At 69.2% G+C, this 22,569-nt stretch carries 22 protein-coding genes; 7 read left to right on the top strand and 15 right to left on the bottom strand.

Annotation, left to right across the window (positions count from 1 at the left end):
• Together purE and purD are read right to left on the bottom strand one after the other, a co-directional pair.
• Positions 1-564 (bottom strand): 5-(carboxyamino)imidazole ribonucleotide mutase, encoded by a 564-nt coding sequence (gene purE / locus VKT83_00200; protein ID HLY20867.1) that lies wholly within the window; start codon positions 562-564, stop codon positions 1-3.
• Positions 561-1,931 (bottom strand): phosphoribosylamine--glycine ligase, encoded by a 1,371-nt coding sequence (gene purD, locus VKT83_00205; GenBank protein ID HLY20868.1) that lies wholly within the window; start codon positions 1,929-1,931, stop codon positions 561-563. Before purD ends, purE begins: the two co-directional genes overlap by 4 nt.
• A gap of 228 nt (positions 1,932-2,159) precedes the next feature.
• Here purD and fabF point away from each other — a divergent pair, with 228 nt between their 5' ends.
• The 7 genes from fabF to VKT83_00240 all read left to right on the top strand — a co-directional run bounded on the left by fabF (position 2,160) and on the right by VKT83_00240 (position 9,690).
• Positions 2,160-3,401 (top strand): beta-ketoacyl-ACP synthase II, encoded by a 1,242-nt coding sequence (fabF, locus tag VKT83_00210; GenBank protein ID HLY20869.1) that lies wholly within the window; start codon positions 2,160-2,162, stop codon positions 3,399-3,401.
• Positions 3,402-3,482: 81 nt separating this feature from the next.
• Positions 3,483-4,289 (top strand): SDR family oxidoreductase, encoded by an 807-nt coding sequence (locus VKT83_00215; GenBank protein ID HLY20870.1) that lies wholly within the window; start codon positions 3,483-3,485, stop codon positions 4,287-4,289.
• Positions 4,286-5,149 (top strand): CoA-transferase, encoded by an 864-nt coding sequence (locus VKT83_00220; protein HLY20871.1) that lies wholly within the window; start codon positions 4,286-4,288, stop codon positions 5,147-5,149. The genes VKT83_00215 and VKT83_00220 overlap by 4 nt, the downstream gene beginning before the upstream one ends.
• 10 nt (positions 5,150-5,159) lie before the next feature.
• Positions 5,160-6,005 (top strand): CoA-transferase, encoded by an 846-nt coding sequence (locus VKT83_00225; protein ID HLY20872.1) that lies wholly within the window; start codon positions 5,160-5,162, stop codon positions 6,003-6,005.
• 4 nt (positions 6,006-6,009) lie between these two features.
• The gene (locus VKT83_00230; protein ID HLY20873.1) at positions 6,010-6,783 is read left to right on the top strand and encodes a 3-oxoacyl-ACP reductase family protein; all 774 of its coding nucleotides are present in this window, start codon (positions 6,010-6,012) and stop codon (positions 6,781-6,783) included.
• On the top strand, positions 6,780-7,847 hold the full coding sequence (locus VKT83_00235) for a phosphate--acyl-ACP acyltransferase (protein HLY20874.1): 1,068 nt from the start codon (positions 6,780-6,782) through the stop codon (positions 7,845-7,847). Before VKT83_00230 ends, VKT83_00235 begins: the two co-directional genes overlap by 4 nt.
• A gap of 91 nt (positions 7,848-7,938) precedes the next feature.
• Entirely contained in the window at positions 7,939-9,690 is a 1,752-nt protein-coding gene (locus VKT83_00240) for an AAA family ATPase (GenBank protein HLY20875.1), read from the top strand.
• Positions 9,691-9,755: 65 nt separating this feature from the next.
• On the opposite strand, the gene groL is transcribed toward VKT83_00240, so the two are convergent.
• The 13 genes from groL to VKT83_00305 form a co-directional block, all read right to left on the bottom strand.
• Positions 9,756-11,372: a chaperonin GroEL gene (groL, locus tag VKT83_00245; GenBank protein ID HLY20876.1), complete on the bottom strand. Its 1,617-nt coding sequence runs from the start codon at positions 11,370-11,372 to the stop codon at positions 9,756-9,758.
• Between the two features lie 21 nt (positions 11,373-11,393).
• Positions 11,394-11,705: a co-chaperone GroES gene (gene groES, locus VKT83_00250; protein ID HLY20877.1), complete on the bottom strand. Its 312-nt coding sequence runs from the start codon at positions 11,703-11,705 to the stop codon at positions 11,394-11,396.
• 172 nt (positions 11,706-11,877) lie between these two features.
• Complete coding sequence (locus VKT83_00255) at positions 11,878-12,372, bottom strand: cupin domain-containing protein (protein ID HLY20878.1); 495 nt, start codon at positions 12,370-12,372, stop codon at positions 11,878-11,880.
• Positions 12,373-12,434: 62 nt separating this feature from the next.
• On the bottom strand, positions 12,435-13,559 hold the full coding sequence (gene tsaD, locus VKT83_00260; GenBank protein HLY20879.1) for a tRNA (adenosine(37)-N6)-threonylcarbamoyltransferase complex transferase subunit TsaD: 1,125 nt from the start codon (positions 13,557-13,559) through the stop codon (positions 12,435-12,437).
• Positions 13,543-14,085, bottom strand: coding sequence for a ribosomal protein S18-alanine N-acetyltransferase (rimI, locus tag VKT83_00265; GenBank protein ID HLY20880.1), 543 nt, complete (start codon positions 14,083-14,085; stop codon positions 13,543-13,545). The genes tsaD and rimI overlap by 17 nt, the downstream gene beginning before the upstream one ends.
• Positions 14,086-14,087: 2 nt before the next feature.
• Positions 14,088-14,831, bottom strand: coding sequence for a tRNA (adenosine(37)-N6)-threonylcarbamoyltransferase complex dimerization subunit type 1 TsaB (gene tsaB, locus VKT83_00270; protein HLY20881.1), 744 nt, complete (start codon positions 14,829-14,831; stop codon positions 14,088-14,090).
• Positions 14,813-15,352 (bottom strand): tRNA (adenosine(37)-N6)-threonylcarbamoyltransferase complex ATPase subunit type 1 TsaE, encoded by a 540-nt coding sequence (gene tsaE, locus VKT83_00275; GenBank protein HLY20882.1) that lies wholly within the window; start codon positions 15,350-15,352, stop codon positions 14,813-14,815. Before tsaE ends, tsaB begins: the two co-directional genes overlap by 19 nt.
• A 22-nt stretch (positions 15,353-15,374) precedes the next feature.
• Positions 15,375-16,160, bottom strand: coding sequence for an SPFH domain-containing protein (locus VKT83_00280; GenBank protein HLY20883.1), 786 nt, complete (start codon positions 16,158-16,160; stop codon positions 15,375-15,377).
• Complete coding sequence (locus VKT83_00285) at positions 16,157-17,566, bottom strand: nodulation protein NfeD (GenBank protein HLY20884.1); 1,410 nt, start codon at positions 17,564-17,566, stop codon at positions 16,157-16,159. Before VKT83_00285 ends, VKT83_00280 begins: the two co-directional genes overlap by 4 nt.
• Before the next feature lie 37 nt (positions 17,567-17,603).
• On the bottom strand, positions 17,604-18,425 hold the full coding sequence (locus VKT83_00290; protein HLY20885.1) for a M55 family metallopeptidase: 822 nt from the start codon (positions 18,423-18,425) through the stop codon (positions 17,604-17,606).
• A gap of 120 nt (positions 18,426-18,545) precedes the next feature.
• Positions 18,546-19,565, bottom strand: a complete 1,020-nt coding sequence (locus tag VKT83_00295; GenBank protein ID HLY20886.1) for an asparaginase — start codon at positions 19,563-19,565, stop codon at positions 18,546-18,548.
• 8 nt (positions 19,566-19,573) lie between these two features.
• Positions 19,574-20,371, bottom strand: coding sequence for a gamma-glutamyl-gamma-aminobutyrate hydrolase family protein (locus VKT83_00300; protein HLY20887.1), 798 nt, complete (start codon positions 20,369-20,371; stop codon positions 19,574-19,576).
• A 211-nt stretch (positions 20,372-20,582) separates the two neighbouring features.
• Positions 20,583-22,352 carry an S-layer homology domain-containing protein gene (locus VKT83_00305; GenBank protein HLY20888.1) on the bottom strand — a complete coding sequence of 590 codons (1,770 nt, stop codon included), beginning with the start codon at positions 22,350-22,352 and terminating at the stop codon, positions 20,583-20,585.
• Positions 22,353-22,569 lie beyond the last annotated feature (217 nt).

Genomic DNA, 22,569 nt, shown 5'->3' on the forward strand with positions numbered 1-22,569 from the left:
TCAGCGCTTCTCCGATCGCGCCGCGTCGCCGGCAGGGGGCGCCATCCCGACGCTTCCCGGCACCGCCGCGGCAATCCGCGCGGCCTTCTCCTCGACCTCGCGGGCGAGGCGGTCCTTGTAGGCGTGGTAGCGCTCGCGCAGCCCCGCGTCGGCCGTCGCGAGAATCTGCACGGCCAGCAGTCCGGCGTTGCGGGCTCCGCCGATCGCGACCGTCGCGACGGGCACGCCGGCCGGCATCTGCACGGTCGCGAGCAGCGCGTCGAGCCCGTTCACCGCGGACCCCGCGAGCGGCACGCCGATCACCGGCAGCGCGGTGTACGCGGCCACGGCGCCCGCAAGATGCGCGGCGCCGCCGGCGCCGGCGATGATGACCCCGACGCCCCGGCCCTCGGCCTCGCGCGCGTACGTCGCGGCGCGCTCGGGCGAGCGGTGCGCGGACGCCACCGTCATCTCGAACAGCACGCCGAACTCGGTGAGCACGCGGCCGGCCTCCTGCATCACCGGCAGATCCGAGTCGCTCCCCATCACGATCAACACACGCGGTCCCGTGGCCGCTCTCGTCATGCCTGCGTCACCTCACGGACATCATGCGCGACGTCATGCGGGACGATCTCGTCCGATCCGATGTCCCGGCGAAGCGTCTTGCCCTCGAAGTTGATGAGCGCGGCGGCGCGGTAGGCGCGGTCGCGGGCGTCCTCGAGCGTCTGTCCCATCGCAACGACGTTGAGCACGCGGCCGCCGGACACGACGAGCCGGCCGTCCCGCATCGCGGTGCCCGCGTGGAACACGAGCACGCCGGGCAGCGCCTGCGCGGCCTCGATCCCGTCGATCGGCATGCCGCTCCGCGGCCGTTCGGGGTACCCGGAGGCGCACAGCGTCACGCACAGCGTATAGCCCGGGCGCCAGCGCGGCGCCCATCGGTCGACGCGTCCCGCGAGCGCAGCCTCCGCGGCGTCCCGCAGGCCCGACGCCAGCAGCGGCATCAGCAGCTGCGCCTCCGGATCGCCGAAGCGAGCGTTGAACTCGAGCACGCGCGGCCCCGCCGCCGTGAGCATCAGCCCGGCGAAGAGCACCCCGCGGTACGGCCGCCCCTCCTGGGCCATCGCCCAGATCGCCGGCTCGAGGATCTCGTCGGTGATCCGGCCCAGCATCGCGTCATCGACGGCCGGCTCGGGTTTTGATGACATGGTTGCTGGCGCGCTCTGGCTCGCGCCGCAGGCCCAAGAGTCGGCCGGCGCGTATCCGCCCATGCTGCCGGTGTTGGGACCGCGATCGCCGTCGAGGAGACGCTTGTAATCGCGCGCGGGCAGCAGCGGCACCACGTGGACGCCGTCGCTCAGGCCGAAGACGCTGACCTCGCGCCCCTCCAGCCACTCCTCCACCACGACGCGCGCGCCCGCGTCGCCAAACCGGCGCCCGGTCATCATCTCCTCGACCGCGGCCGCCGCCTCGTCCGCCGACCGGGCCATCACGACGCCCTTGCCCGCGGCGAGTCCGTCCGCCTTGATGACGAGGGGCCGGCCCGCGCGCCGCACGTACTCGAGCGCGGGAACGACATCATCGAACGTGCGCGCTTCAGCGGTAGGGATCTCGTAGCGGCGGCAGAGGGATTTCATGAAGATCTTGCTGGACTCGATCGCCGCCGCGTCGCGCGTCGGGCCGAACGCGCGAAGCCCGCGGACGGCAAAGGCATCGACGAATCCCGCGGCGAGCGGCGCCTCGGGGCCGACGATCGTGAGGGCGATCCCGCGCCGGGTGGCTTCGCCGGCCAGCGTGTCGAAATCGAGCGGCGAACACGGGATGCAGGTCGCGACGGAGGCGATGCCGGGATTGCCGGGAGCACAGAACGGTGTGGTCGTCCGGTCTTCCTGTGCGAGGGCCCACGCGAGCGCGTGCTCCCTGCCACCGGACCCGACGACGAGGACGGACATCGCACCGCTCCACCGCCGCGCATCACGGTGCGGCGAGTTGGAATGTTCGTGTTTTTTGGCCAATGCTGCGAAGAAAACGGCGATTGGGTTCGCTATCAATGTATCACATCCGGAAGAATATGCCAAGTGGGTTCAGAATGTTCGTGTTTTGACCGCGGCGACTACCGGAAGCCCAGGAAACCAGTACTGTACGGGCGAAAGATGAAGCGCAATCCGACCGGAGGGTTCGTGATCAAGCCCGTCATCACGGGAATCGGGGCACTGACCCCGGTCGGCCTCTCGGCGCCAGAGACCTGGGCCGGGCTCCTGGCCGGCCGGAGCGGTGTCGGGCCGGTCACCCGCTTCGACGCGTCTCCCTACCCCGTCCGCATCGCCGCGGAGGTCTCGGGGTTCGACCCCATCGCGGTGATGAGCCGGAAGCAGGCGCGCCGGACCGCGCGGTTCGCGCAGCTCGCCGTCGCCGCCTCGCACGAGGCGCTGCTCGACGCGCGGCTCGACGTGATCCCCGAGAACCGCGATCGGATCGGCGTCGCGATCGCGACCGCCCTCGGCGGCATCGACATGATCGACGCGGAGGCGGCCCATCTCTACGGCGGGCGGCCGGATCGCGTCAGGCCGTTGCTGCTGCCGATGCTCATCGGCAACATGGCTGCGTCCGCCGTCACGATTCGCTTCGGCACGCGCGGCCCGTCGACCACCTCGGTCGGCGCGTGCGCGGCCGGCACAATCGCGCTGATGGAAGCCCGCCGCTGGATCATGGACGGCGACGCGGACTGCGTCCTCGCCGGCGGCACCGAAGCGGCGATCACGCCGACGGTGTGGGCGGCGCTGTGCTCGGTCGGCGCGCTCAGCCGCCGCAACGACGCGCCGCAGCAGGCCAGCCGGCCGTTCGACCGCGACCGGGACGGCTTCGTCTTCGGCGAAGGCGCCGTCGTGTTCGTCGTGGAGCGCGAGGACATCGCGCGCGCGCGCGAAGCCCGCATCTACGCGGAACTGGCCGGCGCCGCGCTGACGAGCGACGCGCATCACGAGACCGCGCCGCATCCGGACGGGACGATGGCCGCCGCCGCGATCCGCCTCTGCCTGCGGGACGCGGGCGCGCGGCCGGGCGACGTGGATCTCGTTGTGGCCCACGGCACCGGAACCCCGCTCAACGACGTCGCCGAGACGCTGGCGATCAAGTCTGCGCTCGGCGCCCGCGCCCGGGCCATCCCGGTCACCGCGCCGAAGAGCATGGTCGGACACCTCATCGGCGCGGCCGGCGCGCTCGCGGCGATGACCGGCGTGCTCGCGATCCGCGACGGCATGGTGCCGCCCACGATCAACCTCGAACACCCGGATCCCGCGTGCGACCTCGACTACGTGCCCCTCACCGCGCGCCGTGCGCCGGTGCGGCTCGCCGTCGCGAACGCCTTCGGCTTCGGCGGGCAGAACTGTGTGGTGGCGGTGCGGGCGCCCGCGCCTCGGTAGGATCGCGGCGCGCAGGCGTACAAACCCAATCGGGCGGGGGATCGGCAGCCCACCGGCGCGTGCGGATTGGGGGAGACGGCGGTGTTCAGGGGCCTCGTTGAAGGAAAGGTCGCGCTCGTCACCGGCGCCGGACGCGGGATCGGGCGCGCCACGGCGCTGCTCTTCGCGGACGCCGGCGCCGACGTCGTCGTGCACTTCAACCGCAGCCGCGAGGCGGCGGAGGCGGTCGCGGCCGCGGTCGAGTCCCGGGGACGGCGCGCCGCGGCGATCGCCGCCGACCTCGAGAAGCCCGAGGACATCACCCGCCTCTTCGACGAGACCGCGGAGCGCTTTGGGGTCCTCGACGCGTTCGTCGCCAACCACGCGGCGACCGCGTTCAAATCCACGCTCGACGCGAAGCCGCACCATCTCCAGCGCACCTTCGACCTGATCGTCCGGTCGCTCGCGCTGTGCGCGCAGCGCGCGGTGCCGCTGATGGCGGGGCGCGCGGGCGCGATCGTCACCATCGGCGGGCAGGGGACGGTCGAGGCCCTGCCCAACTATGCGATCCTGGCCTCGGCGAAGAGCGCGATGGAGACCTGGACGCGGTACCTCGCCTACGAACTCGCCGGCCGCGGGATCACCGCCAACTGCGTGAGCCCCGGGGTGATCGCGACCGATTCGGCGCGGTTCTACGGCGGCGACCGCTACGCCGAGTTCGACCGGCTGGTCTCCGAGTTCACGCCGGCCGGCCGGATGGGCGCGCCGGAGGACGTCGCGGCCGCGGTCGTGTTCCTGTGCAGCCCCGCGGCGCGGTTCATCACCGGACAGACCATCGTGGTCGACGGCGGCCTCGGACTGGTCGCGGCGCCGTTCGAACAGTTCCGCCGCGGAGGAGCACAGACATGAGCAAAGTTCTCACCAGCGACGAAGTCGTCGCGCGCATTCCCGACGGGGCCCGCGTCGCGATCGGGGGCTCGTCCCTGTCGCGCAAGCCGATGGCGCTCGTGCGCGCGCTCGCGCGCAGCGACCGCAAGGACCTGCGCCTGATCGTGAACGTCGGCGGGCCGGAAGTGGACCTGCTCATCGGCACCGGCAAGGTCACGGAGGTGATCTACGCCTTCGTCGGCTTCGAGGTGATGGGGCTCGCCCCGCACTTCCGCCGCGCGCGCCAGGACGGCTCGGTCCGGTTCCAGGAGTGGTCGGAGTTCACGATCATGGCCGGCCTCGACGCGACGATCAAGCGCGTGCCGTTCCTGCCGACGCGCTCGGCGCTTGGGACCGACCTCCTCAAAGTGAACCACGCCTTCAAGCTGTTCCAGGATCCGTTCAACGGCGAGACCCTCGTCGCCGTGCCGGCGCTGCGTCCCGACGTCGCCCTGCTCCACGTCAACCTCGCCGACCCGCAGGGCAACGGGGTCGTCCTCGGCGACGGCCACATGGACGCGCTGTGCGCGAAGGCCGCCTCACAGACGTTTCTGTCCGCGGAGCAGATCCTGCTCCCGGAGCGGCTGCAGACCTACGGCCGGGACGTGCACATCTTCCGCACCGTCGTGACCGGCGTGGTGGAGTCGCGGTGGGGCGCCCACTTCACGGGCTGCGCGCCGGACTATCGCGCGGACCTCAACCACGTGCGCGAGTACCTCGCCGCGGCGCGGGACCGGTCGTCGTGGCACGAGTACCTCGAGAAGTACGTGTTCGTCGACGACCGTGAGTACGCGAAGCGGCTCGGCGGCGAGCACATGCTCGGCGAGCGCCTGCGCGTGTAGGAGGCCGACGATGTCGCAGCATACGATCGACGAACTGATCATCACGTGCATGGCGCGGGAGCTGCGGGGCGAAGTCCTCGTGAGCTCGGTGACGGCGTTTGGCGCGCTGGCCGCGCATCTGGCGCGCAGCACCCACGCGCCGGAGCTCGCGGTGCTCTCCACGCCGGAGTCCGGCATGGACGTCGCGGCGCTCCCCACGCTGACGCTCGGACAGTTCCTAACCGACAACCAGCGCGCGATTCCGCTCACGATGGAGGAGATCTTCGACAACATCTTCTCCGACCGGTTCCGGATCTGGATCAATCCGGCGCAGATCGACGAGCAGGGCAGCGTCAACATCTCCGCGATCGGGCCCTGGGAGAAGCCGAAGGTCGCGCTGGTCGGGTCCCGCGGGATTCCGGAGGACACGAGCCACCTGTCGCAGGGCCTCTACTACCTCACCCAGCACACGCCGCGGAGCGTCGTCGCCAAGGTCGACTTCGTCAGCGGCGCCGGCTGGACCGAGGAGCGGCGCAAATACCTTGGCGCCCACGGCGCGCCGACGTGCCTCGTCACCGACCTCGGGGTGTTCGGCTGGGATCCTGAGAGCGGTCGCATGGTCGTGCAATCGCTCCATCACGGGGTGACCCCCGAGCGCGTCCGCGAGCAGACGGGGTTCCCGATCCAGATACCCGCCGGCGTGCGCACGACCGAGCCGCCGTCGGAAGAGGAAGTCCGCATCATCCGCGCCGGCGACCCGCTCGAGGTGCGCAAGCTCGAGGCCCTCGCCGGCCCCGACGCGGCGGAGAAGTTCGCGGCGATCTACGAGCGGGAGCGTCAGACCCTGCACGCGGCGTGGCCCCGGCGGCGCCATTAGCGTAGTGCCGGAACAGCACAGGACCCTGAGCGGCCGCCGCGCGGCGGTCACAGGCGGGGGCCGCGGCATCGGCCGCGCGACCGCGCTGCGGCTCGCCCAGCTCGGCGCCGACGTCGCCGTGATCGCGCGCACCCAGAGCCAGCTCGAGACCGTCGCCCGCGAACTCGAACAGCACGGTGTGCGCGGCTTGGCCGTCCCGGCCGATCTCACCACCTCGGCCGCGTGCCGACAGGCGATCGAGACCGTCGAGCGCGCGCTGGGCGGCGTGGAGATTCTCGTCAACAACGCCGGGTGGACGCTCACGTCGCCGTTTCTGGAGGAGACCGAGGCGTACTGGCGGCGGGTCGTGGACAGCAACCTCTGGAGCACGATCTTCTGCTCGCGCGCCGCGCTCGAGTGGATGGCCGGGCACGGCGGCGGCGCCATCGTGAACGTGGCGAGCGACGCGGGTCGCGTGGGGACCGCGGGCGAGACGGTGTACGCGGCGGCGAAGGGCGGCGTGATCGCGTTCACCCGCTCGCTCGCGCGCGAGGCCGCCTCGCGCGGGGTCCGTGTGAACTGTGTGTCGCCGGGCCCGACCGAGACCGAGGTCCTCGCGGAGAACCGCGGCGATCCGGCGCAGGCGGGGCGGATCGAGCGGATGATCCGCCTGATTCCAATGCGGCGGGTCGCCCAGCCCGACGAGATCGCCGAGGCGGTGGCCTTCTTCTGTACCGACGCCTCCCGCTACATCACGGGGCAGGTGCTGAGCGTCTCCGGCGGCCTGACAATGGTATGACCGCCGCGGATACGGGGCCGGCCGGCGGGTCCGCCGAGACGCTGCGCATCGCCGTCGATTGCATGGGCGGCGATCGCGCGCCGGCGGAGACCGTGGCCGGCGCGCTGCTCGCGGCGCGGGGGCTCGGCCTGCACGTGCTGCTGGTGGGCGTGCCCGAGGCGGTCCGGCCGCTGCTCCCACCGGGCACGGCGGACGCGCCCGACGGTCCCGGCACGGTCGAGATCGTGCCGAGCGGCCCGGCGGTGCCGGAAGGCGCCCCGCCCCTCGCCTCGCTCCGCTCGCTGCCGAACGCCTCGATGACGATCACGATGCGGCAGGTCCGCGAAGGACGCGCCGACGCCGCGGTCAGCGCCGCGAGCACCGGGCCGACGCTGCTGGCCGCGGTGCGCGAGCTGGGGATGCTCGAGGGCGTGCGGCGGGCGTGCGTCGGCCGCTCGATCGTCGGCCTGCACCCCGAGACCTTCCTGATCGACCTCGGCCCGACGCTGGACTGCGAAGCCCAGCATCTCGTGGAGTTCGCCGTGATCGGCACGACGTACATGCGGGTCTTCGAGCGGATTCCGAACCCGACGGTCGCGCTGCTCAGCAACGGCCGCGAGCCGGGCAAAGGCAACCGCGTGGTCAAGGAGGCGGCGCGCCTCCTGGCGCGGAGCGGACTGAACTTCGCCGGCCTGGTCGAGGGCCACCAGTTCGTGGCCGGCAAGGCGAACGTCGTCGTCTGCGACGGCTTCATCGGCAACGCGGTGCTGAAGAGCATCGAAGGACTGGGGCGCGAGATCGCGGCGTGGCTGGGGCGCGAACTGGCCGCCGACCTCCCGGCGCAGCGCCTCGAGGCCCTGACGAACCGGCTCATCGAGCTGACGAACCCGATCGACCTGCACGGCAGCCTGCCGCTGCTCGGCGTGCGCGGCAACGTGGTCATGGCCCACGGCGCCTCCGACCGCCACGCGATCCAGGCGGCCGTCGGGCAGGCGGTACAGGCGGTGCGCGTGCGGTTCGTGGAGACGCTCAGGACCGCGCTCGCGGAGACCAGGGCCCGACTGATCGGTGCGACGCCGGCGTAATCTATCAAGCATGGACCGCAAAGTAGCGCAACGGTGAGCTCCGCATCGTATCATAGGTATAGATGGGTGACCTTTCCTCCTCGGAGGACAGATGCTAACTCAATTAACAATCCGTAACTTCAAGCGCTTCCGGGATGCAGAAATTGAACTTGGCAACCCGGTGGTCTTTATAGGACCGAATGATTCCGGGAAGACGACGGCATTGCAAGCGTTGGCCCTATGGTACATCGGGCTACAAGTATGGACTGAGAAACGCGCAGGACGAGAAACGCCCGAAAAGCGCCCCGGTGTAACCATTAACCGAAGGGACCTCGTATCGGTGCCAGTTCCCGACGCCAACCTACTCTGGCGCGATCTGCACGTCCGAGATGTACGCACCGTCGACGGGAAACCCCATACCGACAACATAAGAATGGACATTATCGTAAAGGGGATTACGCTCGGTAAACCATGGGAGTGTGGTTTCGAGTTTGACTACGCTAACCCAGAATCTTTTTATTGCAGACCGCTGCGGCTCTCTGAAACGAAGAATCCAGAACGGATGGCCGTACCCGAGGAAGCGTCGAGTGTTCGAGTAAGCTTTCTTCCGCCAATGTCTGGATTGGCTGCAAACGAAACACGGCTCGATCCGGGCGCAGTCAACGTGAGGCTGGGAGAGGGAAGAACGGCCGAGGTCCTCAGAAACCTATGCTATCAAGTCTATACGAACAACGGACCTGAGGGCTGGACGCGTCTGAGTGAGCGTATAAGAGAGCTATTCGGAGTGAGGCTCGATGCGCCGGAGTATGTGAAAGAACGGGGCGAGGTTACGATGACCTACCGTAGCCCGACCGGCGTGCGTCTGGATCTGTCGTCGTCGGGGCGAGGGCTTCAACAGACCCTGCTACTACTCTCGTACATGTTCGTTAACCCCAAGTCGGCGCTGCTACTGGATGAACCAGATGCTCATCTAGAGATCTTGCGCCAGCGTCAAATCTACCAACTACTAACAGACACAGCAAAAGAACAGGATAGTCAAATAATCGCCGCCAGCCACTCCGAGGTCGTCCTCAACGAAGCGGCCGACAGAGACGTGGTTATCGCGTTTGTCGGTAGACCACATCGGATTGATGATCGCGGCAGTCAGGTACTCAAATCGTTGCGAGAAATAGGCTTCGAACAGTACTACGAGGCTGAGCAGACTGGGGTCGTGCTCTATCTTGAAGGAGCAACAGACCTCGCGATACTTCGGGGCTTCGCGGAGACCCTAACTCATCCCGTCACAGAGACTTTGAAGCGACCCTTTGTTCATTACGTTCAAAATCATGTAGCGGCCGCGCGAGGCCACTTTTACGGATTGAAAGAGGCTAAACGCGACTTAGTAGGTGTTGGCATTTATGATCGAACCGACATTGCTCTTCAGGTTGAACAAGCGCTTAGAGAGCGCATGTGGCGCAAACGCGAGATCGAGAACTATCTGTGCCAACCAGAAACTCTGATGGCCCACGCCGAAGCGTCAGCCATTGAGACGTCTGCCGGGTCGCTCTTTGCGGCGCCTGAGGTTGAAAGACGGCGAGATGCTATGGATCGATGCATTAGAGACTTGGTCCCGCCGATCGCACTTCGAGACCGCTCGGATCCGTGGTGGTCAGAAACCAAAGCTAGTGATGAATTCTTGGATCGGCTTTTCGAAAGGTTCTATGCGGAGCTTGGCCTGCCAAACATTATGCGCAAGACTGACTACCACATACTTGCACGACTGGTACCCCGAGAATTGATCGATCCAGAAGTGGTCGAGGTGCTTAACCTGATTTATGAGGTCTCTAGAGAGGCTCATCCTCTTCAGGCAGATGGCGAAGTATAAAGAGATGCGGACCCCGCCAAGATAGAGACGGGGTCCGCACCGGATCCTAGATCTATTGTTCTCCGCTACATCGGCGGGGTCGGCGGCATCGCCGGCGTGGCCGACTCTTCCTCCGGCTTCTCCACCACCACCACCTCGGTCGTGAGCACCATCGACGCGACGCTCGCCGCGTTCTGAAGCGCCGACCGCGTCACCTTGCACGGATCCACGATGCCGGCCTTGAACATGTCGGTGTACTGGCCGGTCAGCACATTGAAGCCGAAGCCCGCCTTCTGGCCCTTGACCTTCTCGACGACGATCGAGCCCTCGTAGCCGCCGTTGCGCGCCAGCTGCCGCAGGGGTTCTTCGATCGCGCGGCGTACGATGTCGACGCCGATCGACTCGTCGCCGTCCCGCTCGAGCTTCTCCAGCGCCCCGATCGCGCCGAGCAGCGCGGTACCGCCGCCGGGCACGATGCCCTCCTCGACCGCCGCGCGCGCCGTGGACAGCGCGTCCTCGACGCGGTGCTTCTTCTCCTTGAGCTCGGTCTCGCTCGCCGCGCCGACCTTGATTACCCCGACGCCGCCGACCATCTTGCCGAGCCGCTCCTGCAGCTTCTCCCGGTCGTAGTCGCTCTCGGTCTCCTCGATCTGACGACGCAGTTCGCCGATGCGCTTCTGGATGTCGGCCTGCTTGCCGGCGCCGCCGACGATGATGGTCTCTTCCTTGCCGATCTTGATCTGGCGCGCCCGGCCGAGCTGCCCGATCTCGACCGACTCGAGCTTCAAGCCCAGCTCGTCCGTGATGACCTGGCCGCCGGTCAGGATCGCGATGTCCTGCAACATCGCCTTGCGCCGGTCGCCGAACGCGGGCGCCTTGACCGCGACGGCCTGCAGCGTGCCGCGGAGCTTGTTGACGACGAGCGTGGCGAGGGCCTCGCCGTCCACGTCTTCCGCGAGGACGACGAGCGGTCGGTTGACCTGTACGATCCGCTCGAGCACCGGCAGGAGATCCTTGACCGCGCTGATCTTCTTGTCGGTGATGAGGATGTAGGGGTCCTCGAGCACGGCTTCCATCTTCTCCGCGTCGGTGACCATGTACGGCGAGATGTAGCCCTTGTCGAACTGCATGCCTTCCACGGTCTCCACGGTCGTCTCGATGCCCTTCGACTCCTCGACCGTGATGACGCCGTCCTTGCCGACCTTCTCCATCGCGTCGGCGATCAGCTGGCCGATCGTCTCGTCGTGCGCGGAGATGCTCGCGACCTGGGCGATCGCCGCCTTCGTCTCCACCGGCTTGGCGATCCGCTTCAGCTCCTCGATCGCCGTGTCCACGGCCCGGTCGATGCCGCGCTTGAGCGCCATCGGGTTCGAGCCGGCGGCGACGTTCCTGAGGCCTTCGCGCACGATCGCCTGGGCCAGCACGGTCGCCGTCGTCGTCCCGTCGCCGGCGACGTCGTTCGTCTTCGTGGCGACCTCGCGTACAAGCTGCGCGCCGGCGTTCTCGAAGGGATCGCTGAGCTCGATCTCCTTCGCCACCGTCACGCCGTCATGCGTGATCGTCGGCGAGCCGTACTTCTTTTCAAGCACCACGTTGCGGCCCTTCGGGCCGAGCGTGATCTTGACGATGTCGGCGAGCCGGTTCACGCCGCGCTCCAGCGCCCGCCGCGCCTCTTCGTTGTAGAGCAGCATCTTCGATGGCATAGGCTCCCCCTTGGCGCGCGGCTACGCGCGGGCCTTCGCTTTCTCCTTGGTCACGACCGCCAGCACGTCACTCTCGCGCAGGATCAAGTACTCCTCGTCGTCCATCTTGAACTCGGTGCCGGAGTACTTCTGGAAGACGACGCGGTCGCCGACTTTGACCTCCATCGGGACGCGGTCGCCCTTCTCGTTGCGGCTGCCGGGTCCGACGGCCACGACCCCGGCCTCCTGCGGCTTTTCCTTGGCGGTGTCGGGCAGCACGATCCCGCTCTTGGTGCGCTCGAGCTCCTCGACAACTTTGACGACAATGCGATCCCCAAGCGGCTTGAGATTCATGTGGTTCTCTCCCTCCCTGGAGGTTTTCGATGGCCTTAGCACTCGGTTCGGATGAGTGCTAACCACTCAAAATATAGGCAAAGGACGCTCACTCCGGCAATACTGAATCGGCCGGAAAAGTGGCATTACGGGCTTCAATTCTCTCAGGATCGTCGAATATCGACGTTTTGCTCTATTTTTCAGGTTTAGGCGGCGATGCGATGTCCAAGCGATGTCGCGCGGCGGCGGAGAGAATACGCCGGAGCGTCTCGGCGGAAGGCGGCCCCGCCGGAAGCTCGGGCGGCACCGTCATCGCGACCCCATCGCCCGCCTCTTCCACGAAGCTTTCGAAGTCGCCGGGCGGCGCCACAACCACCAGGAGGCGGCCCACTCCGGTTCCCTCGGTGCGAAACGTGTGGAGACTGCCCTTCGGAACGTTGACGAACGTGCCGGGCGGCGCGGGGAGCGTGCGGCCGTCCACCTGAAAGCTGAACCGTCCTTCGAGGACGTAGAAGCCTTCGTCCTGGCGCAGGTGCCGGTGGGGCGGCGGTCCGCCGTATCCCGCCCGCGTCACGTTCTCGAAGAGTGAGTACGCCGGACCGCGGACTTTGAACGTGATCAGTTCGGCGCCCGCCAGCAGAAACGGTCCGCGGCCGCCGCCGGGTCCGGTTCCCGCATGGTCTCCCATTTCGTTCCTCCGAGTCGGCGATCACGCGGCGCGCCCGAGCCGCGCCGCCGCGTTCGTGAGGATCACGCTCCGGCCTGCGTCTCCGGCAGCGGCGCCGTGATGTCGAGATCGGCGTAGGCGCCGAGACGCAGGCTCGAGCGCTCACCCCGGCTCAGCCGGTACGCCCCGGCCACGGCGATCATCGCGGCGTTGTCCGTGCAGAGCGCGAGCGGCGGAATCCGCAGCGGCACCCCCAGATCGCCGGCCGCCTCCGTCATGCGGCTGCGCAGCAGCACGTTGGCCGCGACGCCGCCGGCGACGATGATCGTCCGCGCCCCCCGCCGGCGGGCGGCGCGCATCGTCTTGTCCACCAGCACGCGCGTCACGACGTCTTGGAACGCCGCGGCGATGCCGGCCGTCGACCCGCGCCGCCGCTCGACCCCGTCTGGCGCGGGGCGAGCGGCGGCCCGCAGCACCGCCGTCTTGAGCCCGCTGAACGAAAAATCGAGGGTCGTCTCGTCGGGAAACGGCAGCGGCAGGGTCACCCCGTCCTCGCGGCCGCCTCCGGCGGCGTCCTGGATCGCGGGCCCGCCGGGGTAGCCGAGTCCAAGCGCGCGGGCCGCTTTGTCGAAGGCCTCGCCGGCCGCGTCGTCGCGCGTGCGGCCGAGCATCTCGTAGACGCCGTGATCGCGCATGAGGAGCAGATCGGTGTGCGCGCCGGACACGATGAGGACCACGGCCGGCAGCGCGAGATCCGGGTGCTCGAGAAAATTCGCGTAGATGTGGCCCTCGACGTGGTTCACGCCGATGAGCGGACGGCCGAGCGCCAGCGCGAAGCTTTTCGCCGCGGCCACCCCCACGGTCAGCGCCCCCACCAGCCCGGGACCGCAGGTCACCGCGATGGCGTCCACGGCCTCGAACTCAGTCCCGGCGCGGTCGAGCGCCTCGTCGATCACCGGGCCGAGCCGCTCGAGATGCCGCCGCGACGCCAGTTCCGGCACGACGCCGCCGTACCGCGCGTGCAGGTCGACCTGAGAGGCCACCACGTTCGATCGGAGGGCGCCGGCCGCACCGCCCCCCGACTGCGCGGGGCCGCTGGGCCGCGCAGACGGGGACCACTCCAGCACCGCCGCGGCGGTTTCATCACACGAGGTCTCGATGCCGAGGATGCGCACGATCGACGGCGCGCGATCACGCGCCGGATGCACTACCGCTTTCGCTTCCTTCGAGGGTGGTGCGATTCCGCTCGTAGCGCTCCTGAAACGCCGGCTCGTAGACGTTGCCGGTCCACATGACGATCGCGTCCTCGCGGTTGTCGCTGTAGTAGCCCTTGCGGACGCCGATGTCTTTGAACCCGTACTTCCGGTACAGCGCCTGGGCGCCGCCGTTGGTCCGGCGCACCTCGAGCGTGATCCACCGCGCTCCGCGCCGCATCGACTCGGCGATCAAGGCGACCAGCAGGCGCTCGCCGATCCGGCGCCGCCGGCACTCCGGCGCCACCGCAATCGTCGTCACGTGCGCCTCGTCGAGGATGATCCACATCCCCGTGTAGCCGACGACCGCGTCTGTTTCGCGGGCCACGAGGTAGCACGCGAGACGGTTGTCCCGCAGCTCGCGGAGATAGGCGTCGCGCGGCCACGGCGACGGAAACGACGCCTGCTCGATCTCGAGGACGCGCGGAATATCTTCCTCGCGCATCGGCCCGATGGAAATTCGTTCGTTCGCGATCACCATGGTCACCCCTCGGTTCCCGGCGGTGTTGAGGTTTCCTGCCACGCACGCACCGCCGGACGCCGGCCGTACACCGGCAGCAGCCCCGCCGCGTCGTCGCGGGCGCCGCGCGCGAGACGCGGCCACGCGAGCCGCCCCGCCGCCTCGGCGCTCGGATAGGCGTCCGGCCGTTCGACCACCTGCCGGATCCCCGCGCCGGCGAGCGCCGAGAGCAGCGCTCCGCCGTGCCGCACGAGGCCGTCACCCGCGAGCACGAGCGGCCGGTGCGCGGCGCGCTGCGCTTCGAGTGCGGGCCGCATCTCCGCGATCACGGCGTCGGGCGCGGCGACCACGGCGGGCACCAGGCAGACCGGCTCGGCCCCCTCCCCCACGCGGTAGAGCGCCGCGGCCACCTCGCCGCGATACGCGTCCAGGACCGGCAGCACGATGCCCGCCCCGGCGGCGGAGACGGCGAGCGTCTCGAGCGTATCGATTCCGAGCACCGGCACGCGCCGCGCGCGGGCCCACGCCGCCGCCGTGGCGATCCCGATCCGCAGGCCGGTGAAACCGCCGGGCCCGCGCCCGACCGCCACGGCCTCCACCCCATCGGGGCGGACACCCGAGTCGCCGAGCATCCCGTCGATCGCCGCGGCGAGCCATTCGAGGTGGCGCATCGGCGCGCGGACCGTGCGCGAGGCGAGCACGCCGCTCTGGTCGAGGAGCGCGACGCCGGCGACCGCCGTCGCGGTCTCTATCGCGAGGACGCGCACGGCCGGAGCTCGTCCAGGATGCGGCGTGACCGCTCGCCGGCGGCGCCGATCCGCAGCGTTCGCGCGTTCTCGTCCGCCCCGAACGCGAACTCGACGGACACGTGATCGGCGGGCAGTGCCGGGGCGGCGGCCCACTCGATCGCCGTGACCCCGTCACCTTCCATTATTTCCTCGAGTCCGAGGGCGTCCAGGTCGGATGGGCCGATGCGGTACAGGTCGACGTGATAAAGGGGCAGCGGGCCGGGATAGTGGTGGACCAGGATGAAGGTCGGGCTCCGTACGTACCCGCCCGTGCCGAGGCCGCGGGCGAGGCCCTGCACGAAGCAGGTCTTGCCGGCGCCGAGCGGCCCCGTGAGCGCGACGACGGCGCCGCGCGCATCGCGCGCGCGAAGCACCCGGCCGAGCGTCTCGCCGAGCGCGCGGGTCTCCTCCGGGCTGCCCGTGTGGACTACGAGGGAGCCGGCGCCCGTCTCGCCCCCTTCGGGGACGAGGCGGCGGGATGCACCGCCGTCGCCGGACACGGGATGACCCGGCCGGGCGCGCTTAGCCGACGCCCTTCGCGCCGTCGCCCCCGCCCAGCCGCTTCACGAACGGCGTGATGAGGTCGATCGGGATCGGAAAGACTATCGTCGAGTTCTGCTCGGAAGCGACTTCCGCGAGGGCCTGCAGATACCGCAGCTGGAGGGCCACCGGCTGCTCGGCAATCCGGGCCGCGGCCTGCACCAGCTTTTCCGCCGCCTGATACTCGCCCTCGGCGTTGATGATCTTGGCGCGCCGTTCGCGCTCGACCTCGGCCTGCCTCGCCATCGAGCGCTTCATGCTCTCGGGCAGGACGACGTCGCGGACCTCAACGAGGGTCACCTTGATGCCCCACGGCTCGGTGGTTTCGTCGATTATGCGCTGGAGCTGCTGGTTGATCTTGTCGCGCTGGGACAGCAGCTCGTCGAGCTCGTGCTGCCCGAGGGTGCTCCGCAGCGTCGTCTGCGCGACGAGATACGTGGCGCGGCTGAAGTTCTCCACCTTGACGATCGCGTCTTCGGGATTGACGATCCGGAAGTATACGACCGCGTCGACCGTCACCGGCACGTTGTCGCGCGTCATCATCTCCTGGCGGGGGATGTCGAGCGTCACGACGCGCAGGTCGATCTTGATCATGCGGTCGACGATCGGAATGAGGATGATCACGCCGGGGCCGCGCGCTCCGATCAGCCGGCCGAGACGGAATATGACCCCGCGCTCGTACTCGCGCGCGATCTTGACGATCGACCCGAGCAGCGACAACCCGACGAGGATGACCGCCACGATCACCGGGGCGAGGAACGCCGTCATTTCGCCTCCTCCTCTTTGCGCACGACGAGGTGCAGGCCCCGAACCTGGACGACGCGGACGCGCTGACCTGCCGGGATCGCGCCGTTCTCCGACTCCGCGCTCCACAGCTCGCCGTCGACGAACACCGTCCCGGACGGCCCGAGGTCGCTGCGGGTTACGCCGATCGCGCCGAGGAGCGCCTCCCGGCCCGTATAGACCTTCTGGGCCTGCGCGCGGATGCCGGCGCCGACGGCGAACGCGAAGAATGCCGCGGTCAGCGCGGCCATGGTGAGAATCAGCGTGATCGAGATGCGGAGAAAGGGCGCCTGCCGCTCCGTGAGCAGCAGCGAGCCGAAAACGAACGCGGCGAGCCCGCCGGCCGTGAGGATCCCGTGGCTCGGCACCTTGATGTCGGCGATGAACAGGATGAGCGCAAACCCGATGAGCAGCAGGCCCGCGAGGTTCACCTCGATCACGGCGAAGGACGCGAGCGCGAGGATGAGCGCGAGCCCGCCGATCACGCCCGGGAAGACCGACCCGGGGTTGCTCAATTCGAAGATGATGCCGTAGATCGCCATCGTCATCAGCACGAACCCGATGTTCGGGTCGCTCAGCACGAGCAGAAACCGCTCGGTCGCGTCCATCGGGTTCTCGACGAGGCGGGCGCCGCGCGTGTGGAGAACCCGGGCACCGCCCGGGGTCAGGACCTTGCGGCCGTCGACCGCGGCCAGCAGCGCCTGCGGGCTGTCGGCGATGAGGTCGATGACGTGGAGGCGCAGGGCCTCCTCCTCGGTGATGGAGACGCTCTCGCGAACCGCCCGCTCCGCCCAGTCGGGGTTGCGGCCGCGCCGGGCCGCGAAGCCGCGGATTTCCGCGACCGCGTCGTTCGTCACCTTGGCGATCATGGTCTTGTCCTCGGCGGTGGTCCCGCCGCCCGGGGCGACGTTGACGGGATGCGCCGCCCCGAGGTGCGTCGTCGGGGCCATCGCGGCGACGTTCGCGGCATACGTGACGAACACGCCGGCCGACGCCGCGCGCGCGCCGCTCGGCCAGACGTAGACGATCGTGGGCGTCGGCGATGCCAGGAGCGCCTTGGCGATCTGGTCCATCGACGTCAAGAGGCCGCCCGGCGTGTCCAACTCGATGATGAGGGCCTCCGCGCCGTCCGACGATGCCTGGCGCAGCCCGCGGAGAACGTAGCGCGCCGTCGCCGGGCCGATAATCCCGTTGAGCTGGACGACGTCGACGACCCGCGCCGCGCCCGAGGAACCCGCGGGTGCCGCCGGCGGCTGCGCGGGGACGGCCCCGAACGCGGCGGTACCGGACCCGAGCGCGGACGCGGCGAAGGCGACCGGCGCCGCGAGCAGCAGCGCCGCGAGGAGGCGGGCGCCCGCCCGCACGGCACGACGGCGCACGGAGACGTTCATGCCGTGCTGTTCTACGCTACTGGAAGGGGTCCTGTCCCTAGATCAACGAGCGCGCCATGGTCAGGCAGGCCACCGTGACCGTGAACGCCTGCTCGGCGTCCTTGGCCTTGAAGGCCGTCGCCCGCGCGTTGAGGCGCGTCACGCCGGGAATCAGCGTGCAGCGGTCGGCCATCGACGTGTACATCCAATCGATCTCGAGGTTGATGGGCCTCGCCACCACAAACGGCTTGAGGTCGCGCGCGCGCTTGAGCGCCTTGGCCGCCCCCTCCTTGATGCGCCGCCGGGCTTCGACCGGCTGGTACGAGCGCGCCGCGACCCGCCCGATCGCTTCCTTGACCGCGACGGCCTCGACGTGCGGGATGAGCCTCTTGACCTGCTGCACGGCGGTGCCGTCGCCGGTGACGAGGGCGACGGGGACTTTGAAGTGGCCGGCCAGCGCGGCGTTGAGACCCGCCTCCCCGACGACCAGGTTGCCGAGCTTGACCTGCCGGACGCACGCGCCGCTGTAGGTGTGGTCGAGAACCGCATCCTGCGTGCCGGCGGCGGCGTGGTAGCCGGTGAAGAAGACGGCGTCGAACGAGGCGTCGATGCCCTGCATCATGCTGTAGGGCTTCGGACTCCCGCTCACCAGCTGCGCCTGCGGGTGGAGCTCTTCGATGAGAAGATTGCGCATCGTGGCGTGCGAATCGTTCACCACGATCTCCTTCGCCCCGGACTCGAGCGCGCCGAGAATCGCCGCGTTGACTTCTTCGGTCATGAGCCGCCGGAACCGGTTGTAATCCGGGCGGCCCTCGCGGGTTTGCTCGGCGTCGGTAATGCCGGCCGTACCCTCCATGTCCGCGGAAATGAAAACCTTCATGCGCTCCCCCCCTGTGGTATCGCGCGGGCGTAACGCGACGCGGCGCGTGTTTGCACTACGTGCCGTGCGCCGAGACTTCCTTTAATCGGGCCGAAAGCGGCCGTAACGGTGTCGGGGCCGCTACGCGTCGTGGAGTTGAACGAGCGGCCGGATCGCGCCGACGACGTCCCCGCGGGTGTTGAGCACCTTGGGCTGGGCGTGGACCGCGAGCGCCTGGGTCTCGGCGGGCCCCGCGGCGCCGAGCTGCCGCAGCACCTCGACGAGGATGGGGCCCATCGCCCGCGCGTTCCCGTCTTCGATTTTGACGGCGATCCCGAGCCCCCGGCTGCGCAGGGCGATCCCAAAACCGCCCTCCGCCCCGCCTTTGCAGAAAAGCCGGTCCCCCATGACCTCCATCAACGAGGTCGCCAGCCGGCCGGTCCCCGACACCATCACGGGGTGGGCGGCTATCGCGTCCCCGATGCGGCGCACCGCGGCGGCGCGGGGGGGCGGGAGGCCGGCCGGGTCCGCGAGGCGGCCGAAGGCCTGCGCGAGCTGCCCGACGGTGGCATGAAATGTCGGAACGCCGCACCCGTCCGTCGCCTGCGGCAGCGGGTCGCCATTTGAGCAGAACTCCGCGATGATCGTCGCGATCCGGCGCTGCAGCGGATGGGTGGGCTCGAGGTACGTCTCCGTCGGCCAGCCGTAGAGCCGGCACGACGCCAGCATCCCGGAGTGCTTCCCGGAACAGTTGCTGTGGATCGCTTCGGGCGCGCGGCCGGCGCGGGCGAGCGCGGCCGCCGTCGCGGGATCGTGCGGCACGTGCGGGCCGCACCGCAGCGCCGAGGAATCGAGCCCGATCTTCGACAGGATCGACCGCACCGCGTCGAGGTGCACCGGCTCCGCGGCGTGCGATGCGCAGATCACGGCGAGCTCCGGCCCGGTCAGCTCGAACTTTTCCACGCCGCCGCCCTCGACGAGCGGCAGCGCCTGCAGGGGTTTGCAGGCGGATCGCAGGTACAGCGGCAGCGCCGGATCGCCCGCGGCGTAGCGCACGTGTCCGTCGCGGTCCGCGACCACCACGGCGCCGCGGTGGACGGACTCCACCCGTCCGCCGCGCTCGACGACGGCGAGCGGAACAATGGCATCACGACTCGGCACCAACCCCGTCATAAGGCGCGGCGGCCCCGGGAAGCCGCACCAGTTCCGCGACTTTCCGGGGCGGGCACACGGACGCCTCGGGCCGCCCGGACGAGCTCGACGAACAGACGCCGGTGCGCCGGCCCGGTGCGCCACATCCGCTCGGGGTGCCATTGGACGCCGAGCACCCAGCGGCAGCCCGGCGCCTCCACCGCCTCGATCAGCTCCGGCGTGCCGGGCTCGATCGCCTTGGCCGTCACCACCAGCCCGGGCGCCACCTGCGCGATCGCCTGGTGGTGGAACGTGTTGACCCCGAGCCGGTCGCCGCCGGCGATCTCCCGGAGCCGGCTGTCCGGGGCGACCTCGACCTCGTGCACGGTCGCGTCGAGCGCGGCGTCGGGCCGCGATTTACGCTGCTGATGACTCCAGGCCTGCCGGCCGGTGCGTTCGACATCGAGGTCCTGGACGAGCGTCCCGCCGAGCGCGACGTTGAGCACCTGGATGCCGCGGCAGACCGCGAGCACCGGCAGGTCGCGCCGCACGGCTTCGCGCACGAGCGGCAGCTCCAGCGCGTCGCGCTGGGCGTCCACTTCCACGGACATCGCGGGGTCGATATCCTGACCGTACTCCCTGGGATCGATGTCGAGCCCGCCCGTGAGCACAAGGCCGTCCACGCGATCCAGCGCGTCCTGCCCGGCGCCCGGCTGAATCGGCACCGGCGTCCCGCCGGCGTTCTCGACCGCTTCGACGTACGCCTGAAAGGCCTTCTGTTCGAACTCCGTGCGGGTGGCACCGACGATGCCGATCCGCGGACGATCTTCGGTCACAGAATCACTCCTTCGATCCACGCGCAATCACCGTTTCGCGCGGCTCTTTCTACGCTCATGGTATAGCGACCGGAAATGTGATGCAAGGACGACCCAACCGCGCTCGAACGCCCGCCCCGCACGACCCGTTCGCGTGGTCTCCCCGGAGAAAACCGGGTGGCCCCCCGGTTGTCCGGGAGGCCACCACGGAGCGGTGCGCGGATCCGGAGATTTAGAAGTTGTAGTTAATCTCCGACCGGTACAACGTGTACTGCGAAATCCCGTTGATCCGCTGGTTCTCCACGCGGGTGTAGAGCGAGGCCCCGGGCGCGAACCGGTACACCACCCCGACCCGCCACTCGGTGATCCCCATCCCGTTGGAAATGTTGTTGCCGGTCACGTACGCACCCAGGAAGCCCCACTGATCCGTGATGTCAAACGAGACATCGCCGGTGAAGATCTGGGCGTTGCCCGGGCCGACCGTGCCGCTGATGTCGTAGTCGACGTCGCTCTGGTACGGGGCATAGAAGTTGACGCCCGCGTTCTCGTACGCGAGCGTGACCGCGAGCTTGTGCCCGATCCCCGTCATTGCGCCGAGGTCAAACACGGCGTCGACGTAGTACGCGCTGTCCGTGATGCCGCCCGTCCCGTCGTTCCACCCGGCGATCTCAGCGTCAAGATGGATCCCCGGCACGACGTCCCAGGTGGCGTACCCGCCGCCGCCCGAGCCGAGCGCATGACACTCGATACCGCCCTGGCTGGTGCCGCCGCCCGATTGGGACTGCAGCGTGCCGTTCGCCACCGCCGGACACTTGGCCGTCGGCGGGTTGGTGAGCGGCGTGTTCGGGTTGCCGTACACGTGCCACAGCGCGCTCGTCGCGTTCGTCGGGAACGTCGGCGACGCCGCGTTGATGTTGTTCGCTACGTAGTACCCACCGACGCGCAGGCCCGGAATGATCCGGATGTTGGCATCCACCCCGTAGGCATCCTCGCCCAGGAAGTAGGTGCTGCCGCCGGTCGGACCCAGGACGCGCCATACCGCCGCCTGCCACGTGAAGTCCGCCCACGCCGGGACGTTGCCGGACAGCCGCAACCCGTCCCAGATCGCCGTCCCGCTGTTGCCGTTCGAGGCGCCGTACGTGTCAGACGTCGTGTTCACCAGCAGCCCGTGCGGGCCGAACTGCAGCGGCAGCATCCCAAACCCGTTCAGGATGCCGCCCATCCGCCCCAGCTGAATCCGCAGCGGCCAGCCCCACGCATGGTTCCAGTCGAAATAGAACTCCGCGATGTTCGCAAACTGGTAGCACGGCGTGCCGCCGTTACACCCGGCGCCCGCACCACCCGCGCCGCCCGACGCATACCCCGCCCCGTTAAACGTGGACGGCGTGCTCGTCAGGCCGGTCGACAGCTCCAGCCCCAGGATCGCGTGCACGTCGGGCGCTACGCTCCCGTCAAACATCAACTTGCCGCCCATCCGGGCGCGGAACACCGTCGGTGACGTCCCGCTGTCCGTCGAGAACGTGTTCTGGCTCCCGTTCAGGCTCGCCCCGGAACCGGACGGGCCGCCGTCATACCGGAACCGCCACCGGCCCGTGATCTTCACGTTGTCCAGCCGGGCCTTGATCGCGTTCAGCTCTTCTTCGATCGCCGTCACCCGTACGCCCAGCGCCGCCAGTTCGGCCCGAAACTCGTTGATCAGCCGCTGCAGCGCTTCCAGATCCGCCCGGGTCACCTGTGGCGCCGGCGCCGGTGCCGGAATCTGAATGCTCTCGATCCGCGCCAGTAACCGGGCCACCACCATCGCCATTTCGTACCGCGTCATGGCGCGGTCACCCTTGAACGTCCCGTCGGGATAGCCCTCGACGAGCCCCTTCGCCGCGAGCTCAGCGATCGCGTCGTATGCCCAGTGGTTCGTAGGCACATCGGCGAACGGCTGCGCAAACGCGGGGGCGACCATCGCGAACATGACCACGGCAGCAGTGATAATTGCGATATGTCTCATGCTGCCCATTCCCCCTTGCTGCTGTGATGTCGGGCTGGGGGCAGAGGCGTCAGGCTCGAGTGACCGTGTTTTCTCGCGCCGTCCGTCCTCCGACCGCTACCCGCGTGTCCCCCGTTCCCGGCCCCGTCCTCTGTGCCGCCCCCTCCTCTCCGGACGAGACCCGCTGCGGCCCCTGGCCGCGCGGACCGGGTGACAACTCAAGAGCCATGACTGAAAA

Source organism: bacterium, from assembly GCA_035308905.1.
GTDB lineage: Bacteria > Sysuimicrobiota > Sysuimicrobiia > Sysuimicrobiales > Segetimicrobiaceae > DASSJF01.